The organism is Synechococcus sp. BS55D (assembly GCF_004332415.1).
Lineage (GTDB): Bacteria > Cyanobacteriota > Cyanobacteriia > PCC-6307 > Cyanobiaceae > Synechococcus_C.
Window position 1 is genome coordinate 111,723 of sequence record NZ_PHQT01000001.1, and the last position, 15,978, is coordinate 127,700.

Sequence of the window (15,978 nt, forward strand, 5' to 3'; positions counted from 1 at the left end):
CATAGGGCCAGGATTCAAGTCCCTGAAAGCACTTGCCTTGCAGCAGGAAGACTTGGTTTGTATCCGTAACCATAGGTTCCACCCTCTCGATCATCAATAATTCTAGGAGTCACCAAAATAACCAACTCACTCTTTGACCTCTCCCCACCAGAATTCCTAAAGAACTGACCGATGAATGGCAGGTCTCCGAGAATTGGCCATTTAGTCACCACTGCACGGTCGGTATCAGAAATCACGCCTGTGAGAATCAATGTTTGGCCATCGCGAACCCGAATCTTTCCTGTATCCAACGATCGGTCGTTAATAATGGTTATCGAACCACAGTTGCCAACTTGCTCGGTGCCAACAGGCGCAGAAATCTCGGGTGAAAGGGCAAATGTCACAAATCCATTGTCATCGATTTTTTCCACGCGAGCACCAAATGTCAGGCCAGCATTGGCAAAGACAGGCTGGCAGAAATTATTGCCATTAACATCTTGCTTTACCTCGAAAGAGGTTACGAATTGAGTGCCAACACGCACATAGGCCTCATTGGAAAGCTCACGACCAATCTTGCCATCTTCTGAGATTTTCCCCTTATCCGTACCTGTCGACTTTTCGCCTCCTTCCTGCAACACAAGCGTTGGGCTCGCAAGCACCTTTGTCGAAGTCGACTGAATCCTTGCCCGAAGGAAGTCGAAAAACTGATCCTCAGGATATTGGAACTTCGTCGGAGCCGTGTATTCAACACGATCCTCAGTAACATCGCTAACCCCAGGTTGCAGAGGATTGTCATAAGTCCCGAAATCTGGCCTAACAGGTGACAAAGTCGACCCACCGAGCTGGCTCCTGGAACCCGGCAAGGGGTAGGCCGAAGAAGGCTTATCAAAGAATGGGGAGTTTTCACCCGCAAGTACGCCAGTACCTGGCACTGGCGTTGTTCCATCCTGGGCTGCGTATCGACCCGGCAAACCTCCAGCCTCAGTCGCAGGAGGCTTGTAGCTGCCAAAGTTGGCCAGCAACTCTCCGTTATCACTTACGACAAACATGTTGCCGGACCTGAACGCAAAGCTATTGGCAATTTGCTTATCATTTTCCAGGTTGATATCTAAAATCCTTATCGTCAGAGCAACCTGCCTCTGCCTGAGGTCGATTTGCTTTAGATAACTCTCGGCGATGGCAACCAACTGAGAGTCGCCAACCAGTGTCACAGTCTGCAAGCGTGCATCGGTGGTGCCTGTCAAACCCCTCAAAGGGCCAACTGCCGCTCCATAGGTCTCAACACTGGTCAACGTTGAAGTTGTCTGTGATATTTGATTGCTGAGCTGACTCGTGCCTAAAGAGGACGGATCTCCACTAGTGATCGACGTTGTATTGACCTTGCTGACGGATGCACCGAGGCTGGCCAGATAATCCGCAGCCGATGAAGCACTGGCCTGATTCAGGCGATACACCTTCGAAACCTGAGGGCCGAAAGTCTTCGCAGAGACTGCAGTGCCCACCAGCAGAGTCCTGCCATCCAGCTTCCCCTGCAAACCTGAAGCCAACAGCACGCCATTTAAGGCACGGGCATAACTTTCGTTCTGAAAAGACATCGACACCGGACTACCGCCACTTGCCACGGCACCGCCCGGGGCTTGACCAGGGGCAGTCGTAGCCCCGCCCCCGTCGCCCACGTAGACAAACCCATAGCCGCCTAAACGGGCCAAAGACATCAGTGCATCCTTCGCTGGCGCGTTGTTGAGAGTGAGGGTGACCGGTGGACCACTCACATTCACAAAACTGCGGTTCTGCAGCACCATCGTTCCCACGGCCATATCACCCAAGGGTGGAGCCACGGCACGGGGTTGCAGTGGAGGTGCATAGCGAGCCTGCGGGACCCTGCCAGGGGTGTTGAGATCCAGCCGGCCTGTTTGCACCGATGGTGACGCCAAGCCTGGAAACGACAGGATCAGATTGCGGCCATCCGCGCTGACCACAGGCTCAGCGGGGGCAACGCCATTAACGGCCTCGAAGCGCAGCAGATAAGTGGAGCCATCTCCTTCCAGGCTGAACTTGCGGATCCCCAGCTCAGGCAAAGCCAATTGCCCAAAGCCGGCGCGAACGCCCGGGGCTCCCTTGGTGGTGAGGCGTCCCTGCCACTGCCCACCCACCAGGCGTTGTTGCAGCACCGGCCGGGCACCCACACCCACGACCACAATCTCCAAGCCATCAGCAGCGCGACGGGCCTGGAGCTGCATCCCTCCCTCCGCCTGCACGGCAACAGGTGCAGCCATGATCGAAACAGCACCCAGTCCGGCAAGCAGCAAGGGGTTGCAGCCAACCCAAGCCGTAAGCACTGATGCGGGGAGTTGCCGTCTCCGGAATGGAATACGCACCAAAGGACCGAGCGCTGCGTGGTTGCGCGGATCGTATCGATGCTCCCCAGCTTGAGCCAGCACCGCAAATCAAGCAGGTGGTCGTCGATCCTTCCCCTTGGGAGCCTGATGGCTAGTCGGTTTCTCCGGCCGCTGGTCATAAAAACTGAGCCGCAACTTCAGCTGGGTGAGCACCGGACCGGAGGCCGCTGCCTTCTTGGCATCAGAGCGCTCCACCTCCACACCACGGATCTCCAGATCGCTGGACTGCACCAGCAATTCCAGTGCCTCCATTCGACGCAGAAACGCTTGAACCGCCTGATACGAACCGCGCAGCTGCAGCAGCACGCTGGTGGCCTCGTAGCCCCGGGCGGCCAGCGGGTCCTTGGGGGCCTTGGCCGCGCCTGGATCCTTGCCGTTGGCAGCTTTCGACTTGGCCGGCTTCCCCTTGCCAGCCTTGCCGCCCTCGGGAGCGGCCGGCGGAACCGGTTCGTAAAGCTCGATCGCCACACCGGTGGCCACAGCAATCCGGCTGAGCTGGGCCAGGAAGGTCTGAATCTGACCCTTGCCGGCCAGCAGCTTCACCAGCAAGGCCTGCTGCTCCTGCATGGAGCGCTCCTGCTCTTCCGCCTTGGCCAGCTGCCCCTCCAACAGTGGCAAGGTCGCCTGCTTCGCCTCCAGCTCCCCGAGGCGCCTTTGCTGGGCGTTCAGCCGCTGCCCAACGGGGCCAGCCATCCAGCGCCAGCAAACCGAGAGCCACCAGCCCCCCCAGCACAATCGGCGCCCCCAGCAGCAGACGCTCCCGGCTGAAGCCTCTCCTCCAGGTGGGTTGAGTCGAGCTGAGGTTGGTCACAGCGCCACCCCTGCCTGTTGCAGCAAGCGATAGCGGGCCGCCAGGCCATCAGCGCCGAGCGCCTCGAGCTCCGCCAGGGACGGCCGGGCCGCCGGGTCCAGGGTCCAGCGGAGCGAGAACGTCAGCGCTGCCGACCGCTCCTTGTCGGCGTCAGGGCGCGTGATCTTGACCACCTCGACCCCATCGGCTGCGCTCATCGGCAGAGCTGCCAAAGCCAGCACCAACGCATTGATGCGCTCCAACGGCCCTGGGGCCATGGCGGCAGCCACCTCCCCTGAGATCTGGATCGCGTCCCCCTGCACCCGCACCGACTGCAGTTGCACGCCCCCAGGGGTCACCCGGCGCAGTTGCTCCAGCAGGGCCGATCCAGAACGCACCGCCACCAGCTGTTCCGCAAGACGGGTGTTGTCCTTGCGCAGCGCCGCTGTGCGGGCGCGCATCCGGCGCAGTCGACTCTCTGCCGCAGTCACCCGTGCTTCCACCGGCAGCAATGCCGCCAAGGCACGGGCCTGCTCAGCCTCACGCCACCCCATCACTCCCAGCAGCAGCACCGTCAGCAGCAGCACACCTCCACCGACCAGCGATCCCCGCAGCAGCAGCGGCCAGGTCGGCAGCTCGCCGGCTTCGGCAACCGCCAGGCCAAGCTCCTGGCGCCGTTCCTGCAGCAGGTCGATGGATGACGCCGCCGCGGTGATCGGGGCCTGGTCTGGCAAAGCCAGTGCCAGCAGCGATGGCTGCCCCTCCCCTTCAGCCCATGGGCACCAGGCCAGCTGCTGCTGCCGGGCCTCCTGGGGGGCAGTGATCCACCAGCGAGCGGGCTGCGTCAAGGCTCCCCCCTGGTGCTGCCAGGCCGCCAACAGCTGCTGCACCTGATGCTCCAGCTCAGCCCCGGCAGGCAAGTAACGATCGAGCTCCGGCAGGCCATGGCGCAGGAGCAGCAACCGCCAGCCGCGGCCCTGCTGCAGAAGCCAGACCAGATCCCCGCCAGCCTCCCCTAACCGGACCACCAGTTGCCGACGGGCGGCCGCCAGCAGCCAATCCACCTGTTGCAGGCGCAGATCAGCCGCCTCGATCACCGCCACCCAGGCCTGCAGCAGCATCCGCTCGGTACCCACCAGCACCTGCTCGCCTCCGGCTGCCTCCGGAGACTCCAGCGCGAGGTAGGCCTCTGCAAGAGAAAAGGGCCAGCCAAGCTCAGGCTGAAGCGTGCGCAGATCATCACTGCTGCCCAGGCGCCCAGCGGCAGGCGGCTCCAAGAGACGCCACTGGCCAGCCTCCAGGGGCAGCATCAGGTGCAGATCCACAACGGTGGGGGGCAGGCCGCTCTCCAGCAGCAGATCAGCGATGAACTCCGCCAGAGCCTCCCGTTGCAGCGGCAGGCCATCTCGACAGATGTCCGCCGGCAAGTTGGCCGCTCGATGGCACCAGGCACCCTGCTGCCACCACATCAATTCCAACTGATCCGAAGCCGGTGCCAGCCACACCGCCTGGCGCGCCATCAACGCCCGCCATCCGGCCCGGGCCCGCTCCAAAGCGGGAACGCGCTCGATCAGTGCTCCCAGCTCCAAGATCCGAGGAGGCCTTTAACGGCACGGTATCGACTCAATCCAGGGCACGCCGCTACCCACCGCCTCGCGGAGATGCCGGAAGCCATGACGATCCAGCTGCTGCAGGAGTCCCTCCAAAATGCGTGGCACCAGATCAGGACCCTCAAAAATCCAACCGGTGTAGAGCTGCACGAGAGAAGCCCCGGCCGTGATCCGCTCCCAGGCCGCCTCTGGGGAATCGATGCCACCCACCCCGATCAGGGGCAGAGCAGGCCCGGCGGTGGCCCGCAGGCGCCGCATGACCTCCAGGGCACGATGGCGCAGGGGCGCACCGCTGAGGCCTCCGGCCTCCTCCGCCAGGCTGCGACCAGTCTGGGGAAGCAGGCGCTGCTCCAGGCCGAGACGATCCAGGCTGGTGTTCACGGCGATCACCCCCGCCAGTCCTTCCTCGTAAGCAAGACGAGCGATGCCATCAATCGCATCGTCTTCGAGGTCTGGAGCGATCTTGACCAGCAAGGGTGGGCAGGCCGGCAAGCGACGCAGGCGCTCCACCAGCCGACGCAACTGCACCGAATCCTGGAGCTCCCGTAAGCCAGGAGTGTTCGGTGAACTCACGTTGATCACCGCATAGTCAGCCAGGGGGGCCAGCAGCTCCAGCGAAGAGGCGTAGTCATCGGGAGCAAGCTCGAGGGGGGTGACCTTCGATTTGCCCAGGTTGATGCCGAGCACCGCCGGACGCTGACCTGGTGCCGCCAGTGCCTGGCGCTCCAAGGTGCGGAGCATCGCCTCCGCCCCATCGTTGTTGAAACCCATCCGGTTGAGAGCAGCCCGTTCCGCCGCTAGCCGGAACAACCGCGGGCGGGGATTGCCGGGCTGGCGATGCCAAGTGACCGTGCCCACCTCCGCAAATCCAAACCCGAAGCGATCCCAGAGCCCAGCGGCCACACCGTTCTTATCGAACCCGGCCGCCAGGCCGACCGGATTGGCGAAGCGACAGCCAAACAGCACCTGCTCCAGGCGCAGATCGCGCCGTTGCAGTTCGGCCGCAATCCCCTGCAGCACGGTGGAGACCCCTGGCCAGTTGCGACGCAAACTGGCTTGCCCAAGAGCCAGCAGCGCCGATCGGCTCAACTGCTCCGCATCCACGCCCTCATCGCGGGCAAGCAAGGGACCCAACCAACGTTGGTAGAAGCCTCCCGTAGAGAACGGCTCGGCCATCGGCCCCCTTAGTTCTGTTCTGATCCTGCCTCGGCACGTTGCAAGCGCCAGCGGCGCCCCTCCTCGAGGGGCTCCACCCACCAGTCGCGCCATCGCCAGGGACCATCCCGATCCTGGAGTCGGGCCAGGGGCTGCTCCACCAGCTGGGCCAGCTCCACCGCTGTGAGGCCATAGCCGCCCTGGGCGAGACGATCAGCCAGCTCCAGGCGACTGAGCAGTCGCTGCAATGAGGCTGGAGCCGGGGCCTCCTCCAAGGCCGAAGGGGCAGAAGCACCTGCAGCAGGAGCGGATCCCGACGCGCCGAGCACAGGACGCTCTCCTCGGGAGAAGGCCACGGCGATCTGATCCACGCGGTCGTTATCAGGGTCGCCGCTGTGCCCTTTCACATAGGCCAGGGGCACATCAGGCAGCCGGGCGCGATCCAGGGCCTGCCAGAGATCCTGATTGAGCACGGGTTTACCAGCAGCGGTCTTCCAGCCCTTGCGTTTCCAGCCGGCCATCCAAGAGCCAAGCCCATCAATCAGATATTTGCTGTCGGTGCGCAAGCGCAGATCAGGGTGGCGGGGCAACTCCTTGAGCCGCTCCAGCACAGCCAGAGCCGCCTGCAACTCCATCCGATTGTTCGTGGTGGCCGGATCTGAACCGCCGAATTCCTCCACACTGCCGTCCTCAAAGCGCAACAGCGCTCCCCAGCCCCCCGGGCCGGGGTTCCCACTGCAGGCCCCATCGGTGGCCGCTGCCACCACCCGGCCGCGAGCGTCGCGATCGGCCTTGTCAGCCATTGGTTTCGATGCAAAAGGTTCGGTACAACACGGATTGCGTTCCCACCCAGGAGTTCCCCGCCATGCCGCGAACCTACCCCGGAAGCCTGGTGGCCGGACTGCTGCTCAGCCTGAGTGGATTGCCGCTGCTGGCGGCGGGACTCTTCGACAGCCAGCCCCTTAATCAGGAGCGCTTTGCCGTACTGGCGCAGGCGGTGGGACGCAACAGCTGGAAACTGCTGGTGCTGGAACAGATCCAACAACGCCCTCTCTGCTGGGAAGAGCGCCGCGACGGTCTGGTGAACCCATCCCTGAATGACTTCGATTTCTCGGGGATCTGCAGCCGCTACCTCGACAGCAACGGCTACTCCCTGAGGGCCGGTGGCGAAGACATGGACAAACGCTTCCGGCTGCGGATTGAAGACGATCGCAATGGTTTGGTGCTGTTGGCCATCGACCCGGATCGGGGGGTGCCGATTCCAGTGGCACGCGCCAGCCGCTACCGCCGCGATCGCAATGCCTTTGTGAAACTGAACCTTGAACCTGGCTGGGCACTAGAGCGACGGGCCTACCAGGGGCGCACCCTCAGCCACGTGTATTTCGCCAATCCCTCGCCCACGAACCGACTTCTGACCCTGGCAGGGGAGAGCGACACAACCGGTGGCTTCCGCAGACTCGGCCAACCTTCCGCGCCAGAAGCGCCGAGAATCAGCAGCCTGGCCGGACGTGGCCCGGTTCGCCTGGAGGTGATTCCCTACAGGCCTTGAGCGGATCTACTTGCCGCAGCTTGCGATCAGACAGTTGAAAGAGCGCACGATCACAGCAGCGCAGCATCCTTCTCCGAATTAATTTCACAAAGTGTGAGGAGTGCCGAGCGCCTCTTCAGGGTCGAAACAAGGACAGACTCCTGTAATGCGTTCCACTCAAAGCTCCGCCTTCGGCGGGGCTTTTTTTTGCCCTTGATTCAGTCATCAAAAAGCCGGCCCCAAGGGACCGGCTGTGAAAACGACAGGGGGGAAGACCCCTTGCGATCACTTGAGGGTGACCTTGCCGCCGGCCTCTTCGATGGCCTTCTTGAGGGCTTCAGCTTCATCCTTGGACACACCTTCTTTGATGGCCTTAGGAGCAGCTTCAACCATGGCCTTCGCGTCGCCCAGGCCGAGGCCAGTGGCTTCACGGACAGCCTTGAGGACCTTGATCTTGGCGGAAGCATCAAAGCTTTCCAGCACAACATCAAATTCGGTCTTCTCTTCGGCGGCTTCACCACCGCCACCGGCGGCGGCGCCAGGAGCGGCCATCACCACACCAGCAGATGCGGCAGCGGACACACCGAAGGCCTCTTCGATCTGCTTGACGAGCTCGGAAGCTTCAAGCAGCGAGAGGGTTTTCAGCGATTCGAGAATTTCGTCGGTTTTTGCAGACATGGGTGGGAATCAGCAACAGATCAAAAAAACAGTCGGGTCGAAGACGATCAGCTGTCGCCGGATTCGGCGTGCTGCTTGAGCGCCCGAGCAAGACCGGAGGGAACCTCGTTGATGCCAACAGCCACCTTGGTGGCCACAGCATTGATCGCACCGGCGATCTGGGCCATGAGCACCTCCTTGGAGGGGAGGTCGCCGATGGCTTTGATCTCGTCCGTGGACAGAAGCTTGCCTTCGAAGAGGCCGCCCTTGGTCTCGGATTTCTTGGTTTCCTTCTGGAAGGCCTGAAGGGCCTTAACAGCACCACCGACATCGCCCTTGACCAGAACGAAGGCATTGGTGCCGCTCAGAAGAGCGTCGAGATTTGACCAGGCACTGTCACCATCAATGGCACGACGCATCAAGGTGTTTTTGGTCACCTTGCACACACCGTTACTGGCCTGCAGACGGGTCCGCAGATCAGACATCTCCTTGATGGAAAGACCCTGGTAATCCAGGACCAGTGCCATTTCGGACTCACCGAGGAGCTGCTTGAGCTCTTCGACGATCTGTTGCTTGCTCTCCAGCGTGCGGCCCATAGGAATTGGATCGGATCGAGGGGAACAAGCTGGGCACGCGGCCGATCAACACTTCCGAAGAAGCGGAGGCCGCGTGTCGATCCAATCCCCGAGGGGACAAAAAACCGTCGCGTCTGCCTCGGCAGGATTTACGAATCGCTCGAATGCTCGTTGAGAACGATCGAGTGGTTCACCCGCTGTCTTTGGCCGGGCGCGTGCCCGTCTGGCTTTCGCCAGCTCAATAACTTACATCAACGAGGGGGCTTACCCCTCCTGCTTGATGTCCTGGAGAGCGGAATAGTCCACCTGCACCGAGGGGCCCATGGTGGAGGTCACATACAAGCTCTTCCAGTAACGGCCCTTGGCACCACTGGGCTTGTTGCGATCAATGGTCTCCTGAAGCGTCTTGAGGTTCTCCAGCAGAGCATCGGCCGTGAAGCTTGCTTTACCGAAACGCACATGCACGATGCCGGTGCGATCGGCACGGAACTCGAGTTTGCCGGCCTTGAATTCCTTGATGGCACCTGCAAGGTCGGTCGTCACAGTGCCGGCCTTGGGGTTGGGCATCAGGCCACGGGGGCCAAGCACGCGACCGAGTTTCGCCACCTTGGGCATCATGTCGGGGGTGGCGATCAGGAGATCGAAATTCATCTCGCCCTTGGCGATGGAATCAACGAGATCGTCATCACCGGCGAGCTCAGCGCCAGCAGCCTTGGCTTCGGCGACCTTTTCACCGCGGGTCACCACAGCAATACGCACGGTCTGACCGGTGCCATTCGGCAGAGCGACGGTGGTGCGCAGCTGCTGATCGGTGTACTTGGGATCGATGCCGAGGCGCACATGGGCCTCCATCGTTTCGTCGAATTTGGCGGTGGCGTTCTCCTTGATCAGCTGAATCGCTTCAAGGGGTTCATAGGCCCGGTCCTCGATCTTCGTGACGAGGCTGGCCAGACGCTTGGAAAGTTTTGGCATGACAGGGATGGGGTGCAGGCGACCAATCGGTCTCCCCCGGTAATGGGAACAGTGAAGCTGGAGGTGCGGAGTTGAGCAGCGCGTCAGTCGCTGATGGCGACGCCCATGTTGCGGGCGGTGCCTTCGATGATGCGCATGGCCGACTCAACGCTGGTGCAGTTGAGGTCAGGCAGCTTGGTCTTCGCAATCTCCTCGAGCTGGGCACGGCTGATGGAGCCAACGCTGCCCTTGGCGGACTGACCGGAACCCTTGTCGATTCCAGCGGCCTTGGTGATCAACACCGACGCCGGAGGCGTCTTGGTGATGAAGGTGAAACTGCGGTCCTCGAAGACCGAAATCTCCACCGGAATCACATAACCGGCCTTGTCCTGAGTGCGGGCGTTGTACTCCTTGCAGAACGCCATGATGTTGACCCCGTGCTGACCGAGGGCAGGACCCACCGGCGGTGCAGGGTTGGCTTTGCCGGCCTGAAGGGCCAGCTTGATCACAGCTACGACTTTCTTGGCCATCGGCTACAGGAGTTGGACATCTGCGGATCACCTGGCCCTCGGGACAGATGCGGCGAAGTGGCGAACCACCCCTCAGGCCGCCCTCCGCAGGGAGGCGGCCGCCGCTGATCAGTTCTGCTTGCTCACTTGAGAGAACTCGAGCTCGACCGGGGTTTCCCGGCCAAAGATCGACAGCAGAGCCTTGAGCTTGCTGCGCTCCCCTGCCACTTCGATCACCTCACCCTGGAAGTCTTTGAACGGACCGGCGGTCACCAGGATTTGATCACCCTCGGTGAGATCGACCTTGACGACGGTCTTCTTCTCAGCCGCCCGCTTGAAGATGCGGTCGACCTCCTGACGGCTGAGAGGCCGGGGCTTGATGTGGCCGCGAGCCTTACCGGTGGCACGTCGATCTTCTGCACCCACGAAATTGATGACGTTTGGGGTGCTGCGGACCGCCATCATCGTGTCTTCGTCCAGCACCATGCGCACCAGCACGTAGCCAGGGAAAACTTTCTCCTCGGTGGACTGACGGCTGCCGTCCTTCTTCACCTTCACCGCAGGAGTTTCGGGAATTTCAATCTCAAGGATGCGAGAGCTAACGCCGAGGGTGACAGCGCGCTGTTCCAGCGTTGCTTTCACCTTTTTTTCACAGCTCGAGGCCACCTGAACCGCATACCACCTGGCCACGCTGGTGCGAGCCGCGGCCGAAGCCGTCCCCTCTTCACCCTCATTCGGTGCGGGCAGATCCAGCACCTCGGAGGTATCAGCTGTGAGGTCGACGTCAGACACGGGCGAAGGAGAGGGAGGGAAAACGACGGGGGCAATCAAAGGTCCGACAACGGAACCGACGACGCCTCAACGGAACACCTGAGAAGCAGCCCAGCCGTAAAAACGACTGAGTGCAGCGATGGCCGCAGCAGAGAGACTGACCATCAAAATCACAGCGATCGATTCGCTGAAGAGCTGCTGACGACTCGGCCAGACCACCAGCTTGAGCTCCTCAAACGCGGCCGCCAGAAAGCCACCCTTACGCCCCTCATCAGAGGGAGCTTGGGGCTGGCTCGCGGTGGTGTCCTCGGAAGTGGGGGTGGTCACGGATCGGGGGCCGGAGCTGACACCGGTGCTGTCAGCACCTGCCGGCAAACAGACACCTTACCGGATGCCTGATCGACTCAAGTTTGAGGCTCGAAGCGGAACGGGTCCAATGCCGTCGCGCCTGGAGTGACCTTCACCGCCTTGGCACCGCGGAAGCGATCCTCCAAAAGTTCCGTAGCCAGAGGATTTTCCAACTGTCGCCGCAGCACCCGGCGCAGGGGCCGCGCTCCGTACTCCGGTTCAAAGCCCTGCTCCGCCAGGGCTCGCACAATGGCGGGGTCAACGCGCAGCTCCAGGTCCTGCTCCCGCATCAGTTGGTCCAGCTCAGCGAGCTGGAGATGCACGATCCGCTCAAGATCGTCGATCGCCAGAGGGCGGAAGCGGATCACCTCATCAATCCGGTTGAGGAATTCCGGCCTGAACTGGCGCGACAGGGCCTCATCCACCTGGGCGGCGAGGGCCTGATCGAGCGCCGCGACATCGGCCTCCGGCTGCTGCCCCTGACGGGCACGATCCAGAATGGCGCGACTGGCCAGGTTGCTGGTCATCACCACCACCGTGTGGCGGAAATCGACGGTGCGCCCCTGGGAATCCGTGAGACGCCCGTCATCCAGCACCTGCAGCAGGACGTTGAAGACATCGGGGTGTGCCTTCTCCACCTCATCGAGCAGTAACAGCGCATAGGGGCGCCGACGGACGGCCTCGGTGAGCTGACCACCTTCCTCATAGCCCACATAGCCGGGAGGAGCTCCAAGCAGGCGAGCCACTGCGTTGCGCTCCATGAATTCACTCATATCAAGGCGCACCAGCGACTCCTCCTCGTCAAAGAGCAGGGCTGCCAAGGCCTTGGCGAGCTCGGTCTTGCCCACCCCTGTGGGTCCGAGGAAGAGAAAGGACCCCACAGGGCGACGCGGGTCCTTCATGCCGGCCCGGGCGCGTCGGATCGCCGCTGCCACCGCCTGCACCGCTTCGGGCTGACCAATCACACGCTGGGCGAGATGGTTCTCAAGTTCCAAAAGCTTCTGGCGCTCACCCGCCAGCAGGCGCTGGACAGGGATCCCGGTCCAGCGGGCCACCACATCAGCGATGTCAGCAGCCTCCACCTGCTCCCTCAGCAGAGCCCTGCCCTCCGCCTGAGCCGAAATCAGCACCTGCTCCAGATCGCGGCGGCGCTGCTGCACGCGATGGAGCTGGTCGTATTCCAAACGGGCGGCTTCCTCGAGATCAGCATTCCGCTCGGCTTCGGCGATGGCATGGCGCAGATCCTCATCGTCCTGCAGGAGCTGACGCAGCTCCGCCAATTGATCCCGCTCCGCCTGCCAACGCTGACGCAGATCCTCCAGTCGGGACGCAGCCTCCAGACGGGATCGCTGCAGCTGAACCCGTTCAGCCTCCGGTGCCTGCTCAGCCGATAACAGCGCCAGCTCCACCCGGCGAAGCTCCGACTCGGCATCCTCCACCACCTGAGGCTTGGAGGTCACATCCATCTTGAGCTGGGCGGCCGCCTCATCAATGAGGTCGATGGCTTTATCCGGCAGACAGCGATCACTGATGTAGCGATCCGCCAAACGGGCCGCCGCCGTAAGGGCTTCATCGGTGATCGTCACGCCATGGTGCAGCTCATAGCGCTCCTTCAGGCCGCGCAGAATCTCGATGCTGAGCTCGATCGAAGGCTCAAGGATCGGCACCTGCTGAAAGCGTCGACTCAGGGCCGGATCCTTCTCCACCGTGCGCCGATAGTCCTCCGTCGTGGTGGCAGCAATACAACGCAGATCACCCCGGGCGAGGGCTGGTTTGAGCAAACTGCCGGCGTCGGCACTGGAGCGGTCGCTGCTGACCACCGTGTGCAGTTCATCGATGAACAGCACCACTCCCGCCTCAGGATCACTGACCTCCGCCAACACCGAGCGCAAGCGCTCCTCAAACTGGCCGCGGAACTTGGCACCCGCAATCAAGGCGCCCACATCCAGGGCGACCAGCCGCAGACCCAACAGCGAGTCGGGCACCTCACCGGCAACGATCCGCTGGGCCAGCAGTTCAGCAATCGCGGTCTTGCCCACCCCAGGAGCACCAATCAGCACCGGATTGTTCTTGCCCCGTCGGGAGAGGACCTTGATCAAGCGCCGGATCTCACCATCGCGACCGATCACCGGATCCAACTGACCGGCCGCCGCCGCCGCCGTCAGATCCCGTCCATAGAGCTCCAATGCTGAGGGTTCAGCGGGCAGCTCCGATGCCGGGGGCTCAGCCATCGACTCCATCGGCACCTGCCGAGGTGCCGCGGACTGTGGTGGTGCAGTCGGCGGTTGAGGAACAACGGACTGTTGTTGAACAGCAGACGGTTTCTGTGCCGCTGAAGCTTGTCGTTCAGCCGATGGCCTTGGCTGAGCAGAACGCTCAGCGGAGACCGTGGGGACCACCGCCGACCCTGGCGACCAACGACGTAACTCCGACTCGAGGCGATCGGCCGGGAGGCCAGCACTGTCAAAAAGATCAGCCCCGATGCGTGGATCACGTCCGATCGCAATCAGCAGATGGGAGAGCTCGATCTGGCGGGATCCCCAGAGGGCGCGAGAGCGGTCGGCCGCCTCCAAGAGCTCCTCGAGATCTTCTCCAATAAAAAGATCGTCTCCCCGAGCCATGGGTTGGTCGGCGAGGAAGGCCTCCAGTCGATCCATCAGCCCCGGGACATCGAGCGGCAAGGCCCGCACCGTCTCCATGAAGCGACGGTCGCTGAACAACACCTGGAGCAAATGCTCCACATCCAATTCGGCATGGCGCCAACGACGGGCCAGATCCTGCCCAGCCAGCAGCAGATCCCAGGCCTCGTCGCTGAAGCGATCGGGCTCCATGGTGAGGCTGGCCGGTGGATCTGTGGCGGAACGCATCTCGGAAGTCATCATCACCCTGTTGGCGTTAAGCAGTTGCGTTAGGCAGCCGCCTTGGAGGAGAGCTCGATCAGCTCCACCTTGTATCCATCGGGATCCTCCACAAAGGCGATCACCGTGCTGCCGTGCTTCATCGGACCGGGTTCACGCACCACCCGTCCGCCTTTGCCGGCGATGGCCGCGCAGGTAGCCCGGATGTCCTCCACCCCGAGGGCGATATGGCCATAAGCGTCACCCAGCTCGTAGTGATCGGTATCCCAGTTATGGGTCAGCTCGAGCACCGAGTGCTCGCTCTCATCGCCATAACCCACAAACGCCAGGGTGAAACGGCCCGAGGGGTACTCCTTGCGACGCAGAAGACGCATGCCCAGCACCTCGGTGTAAAAGCTCAAAGAGCGCTCTAGATCCCCGACCCGGAGCATGGTGTGCAACATGCGCATCAGCGTTGATCCCCCGGTTTCTCCCAGCATGGTGCCAAAGCACACAAAGGAGGGTCAGGGGGCGACCCATAGGATCCTCGGAACTTTGAACGACGGCACGTGTTCGATTCCCTCGACCTCGTCATTGACACCATCGTTGCCAGGGAGGTGCTCGATTCCCGCGGCAACCCCACCGTGGAAGCGGAAGTGCTGCTCGAGGGAGGTGCCAGCGGTCGGGCGATCGTGCCCAGCGGCGCCAGCACCGGCGCCCACGAGGCCCATGAACTGCGTGATGGCGGCAGCCGCTACATGGGTAAGGGTGTCACCCAGGCGGTGGACCACATCGAGGATCGGATCGCGCCCGCTCTCTGCGGACTGTCTGCCCTCGACCAGGCGAGCATCGATGCAGCCATGCTCGAACTCGACGGCAGCGCCAACAAATCCAACCTGGGCGCCAACGCCATCCTGGCGGTGAGCATGGCCACGGCCCGTGCAGCTGCCAACGGCGTGGGCCTTCCGCTCTACCGCTACCTGGGCGGACCGATGGCCACCCTGCTGCCGGTGCCCCTGATGAACGTGATCAACGGCGGCGCCCATGCGGCCAACAGCCTTGATTTCCAAGAATTCATGCTGGTGCCCCACGGTGCTCCCAGCTTCCGCGAAGCCCTGCGCATGGGCACCGAGGTGTTCCATACCCTCAAGGGATTGCTCAAGGACCGTGGCCTGAGCACCTCCGTGGGCGATGAAGGGGGCTTCGCCCCTGATCTGGGCAACACTGAAGCGGGCGAAATCCTGGTGGAAGCCATTGAGAAAGCCGGCTACAAGCCCGGCGAGGAGATCGCCCTTGCCCTCGACGTGGCCAGCACAGAGTTCTTCGCCGATGGCCGTTACGCCTTTGGCGGCGGCAGCTACACCAGTGCCGAGATGGTCGACCAACTCGAGCAGCTGGTGAATCGCTTCCCGATCGTTTCGATCGAGGACGGACTAGCGGAAGATGATTGGGAGGGCTGGAAGCACCTGACCGAACGCCTGGGCAACCGTGTGCAGCTCGTGGGTGATGACCTGTTCGTGACCAACAGCCAGCGCCTTCAGCAAGGCATCGATGCCAGCACAGCGAATTCGATCCTGATCAAGGTGAATCAGATCGGCACCCTGACCGAAACCCTGCAGGCGATCGATCTGGCAGGCCGCAGCGGTTACACCAGCGTGATCAGCCACCGCAGCGGTGAAACCGAAGACACCACGATTGCTGATCTCTCCGTCGCCACCCGCGCTGGTCAGATCAAAACCGGCTCCTTGAGCCGCAGCGAACGGGTCGCCAAATACAACCAGCTGCTCCGCATTGAAGATGAGCTGGGCAGCCAGGCCGTTTACGCCGGTGCCGTTGGCCAAGGTCCCCGCGGCCGGGGCTGAGGCTCAG

At 62.4% G+C, this 15,978-nt stretch carries 15 protein-coding genes; 2 read left to right on the top strand and 13 right to left on the bottom strand.

Features of this window, described 5'->3' with window-relative positions; all coding sequences use genetic code 11:
* Nucleotides 1-14: 14 nt before the first annotated feature.
* The 5 genes from CWE16_RS00605 to CWE16_RS00625 all read right to left on the bottom strand — a co-directional run bounded on the left by CWE16_RS00605 (nucleotide 15) and on the right by CWE16_RS00625 (nucleotide 6,736).
* On the bottom strand, nucleotides 15-2,420 hold the full coding sequence (locus CWE16_RS00605) for a type II secretion system protein GspD (protein ID WP_443081592.1): 2,406 nt from the start codon (nucleotides 2,418-2,420) through the stop codon (nucleotides 15-17).
* Nucleotides 2,421-2,426: 6 nt separating this feature from the next.
* The gene (locus CWE16_RS00610) at nucleotides 2,427-3,071 is read right to left on the bottom strand and encodes a hypothetical protein (RefSeq protein WP_131592163.1); all 645 of its coding nucleotides are present in this window, start codon (nucleotides 3,069-3,071) and stop codon (nucleotides 2,427-2,429) included.
* A gap of 114 nt (nucleotides 3,072-3,185) precedes the next feature.
* Nucleotides 3,186-4,757: a PilN domain-containing protein gene (locus CWE16_RS12195; protein WP_236629487.1), complete on the bottom strand. Its 1,572-nt coding sequence runs from the start codon at nucleotides 4,755-4,757 to the stop codon at nucleotides 3,186-3,188.
* Between the two features lie 15 nt (nucleotides 4,758-4,772).
* A complete protein-coding gene (locus CWE16_RS00620) occupies nucleotides 4,773-5,954 on the bottom strand; it encodes a quinone-dependent dihydroorotate dehydrogenase (protein ID WP_131592165.1) in 1,182 nt (393 codons plus the stop codon).
* Nucleotides 5,955-5,962: 8 nt separating this feature from the next.
* Complete coding sequence (locus tag CWE16_RS00625; RefSeq protein ID WP_131592167.1) at nucleotides 5,963-6,736, bottom strand: ribonuclease H family protein; 774 nt, start codon at nucleotides 6,734-6,736, stop codon at nucleotides 5,963-5,965.
* 62 nt (nucleotides 6,737-6,798) lie between these two features.
* On the opposite strand from CWE16_RS00625, the gene CWE16_RS00630 reads away from it, so the two are divergent.
* Entirely contained in the window at nucleotides 6,799-7,482 is a 684-nt protein-coding gene (locus CWE16_RS00630) for a DUF3747 domain-containing protein (protein ID WP_131592941.1), read from the top strand.
* Between the two features lie 264 nt (nucleotides 7,483-7,746).
* Here CWE16_RS00630 and rplL read toward each other — a convergent pair whose 3' ends face one another.
* The 8 genes from rplL to gloA form a co-directional block, all read right to left on the bottom strand.
* Nucleotides 7,747-8,139 (bottom strand): 50S ribosomal protein L7/L12, encoded by a 393-nt coding sequence (gene rplL, locus CWE16_RS00635; RefSeq protein WP_131454968.1) that lies wholly within the window; start codon nucleotides 8,137-8,139, stop codon nucleotides 7,747-7,749.
* Between the two features lie 47 nt (nucleotides 8,140-8,186).
* A complete protein-coding gene (gene rplJ, locus CWE16_RS00640; protein WP_131592169.1) occupies nucleotides 8,187-8,714 on the bottom strand; it encodes a 50S ribosomal protein L10 in 528 nt (175 codons plus the stop codon).
* Nucleotides 8,715-8,957: 243 nt separating this feature from the next.
* A complete protein-coding gene (gene rplA, locus CWE16_RS00645) occupies nucleotides 8,958-9,665 on the bottom strand; it encodes a 50S ribosomal protein L1 (protein ID WP_131454970.1) in 708 nt (235 codons plus the stop codon).
* Between the two features lie 83 nt (nucleotides 9,666-9,748).
* Nucleotides 9,749-10,174, bottom strand: coding sequence for a 50S ribosomal protein L11 (gene rplK, locus CWE16_RS00650; RefSeq protein ID WP_131454971.1), 426 nt, complete (start codon nucleotides 10,172-10,174; stop codon nucleotides 9,749-9,751).
* Nucleotides 10,175-10,282: 108 nt separating this feature from the next.
* Nucleotides 10,283-10,945, bottom strand: a complete 663-nt coding sequence (gene nusG / locus CWE16_RS00655) for a transcription termination/antitermination protein NusG (protein ID WP_131454972.1) — start codon at nucleotides 10,943-10,945, stop codon at nucleotides 10,283-10,285.
* A 66-nt stretch (nucleotides 10,946-11,011) separates the two neighbouring features.
* The gene (gene secE / locus CWE16_RS00660) at nucleotides 11,012-11,251 is read right to left on the bottom strand and encodes a preprotein translocase subunit SecE (protein ID WP_131454973.1); all 240 of its coding nucleotides are present in this window, start codon (nucleotides 11,249-11,251) and stop codon (nucleotides 11,012-11,014) included.
* A 77-nt stretch (nucleotides 11,252-11,328) separates the two neighbouring features.
* A complete protein-coding gene (locus CWE16_RS00665; protein ID WP_131592171.1) occupies nucleotides 11,329-14,151 on the bottom strand; it encodes an ATP-dependent Clp protease ATP-binding subunit in 2,823 nt (940 codons plus the stop codon).
* Between the two features lie 29 nt (nucleotides 14,152-14,180).
* Entirely contained in the window at nucleotides 14,181-14,579 is a 399-nt protein-coding gene (gene gloA / locus CWE16_RS00670; protein ID WP_131592173.1) for a lactoylglutathione lyase, read from the bottom strand.
* A 99-nt stretch (nucleotides 14,580-14,678) separates the two neighbouring features.
* Between gloA and eno the strand changes: the two genes are divergently transcribed.
* Nucleotides 14,679-15,971 (top strand): phosphopyruvate hydratase, encoded by a 1,293-nt coding sequence (gene eno, locus CWE16_RS00675; RefSeq protein ID WP_131592175.1) that lies wholly within the window; start codon nucleotides 14,679-14,681, stop codon nucleotides 15,969-15,971.
* Nucleotides 15,972-15,978: the final 7 nt, after the last annotated feature.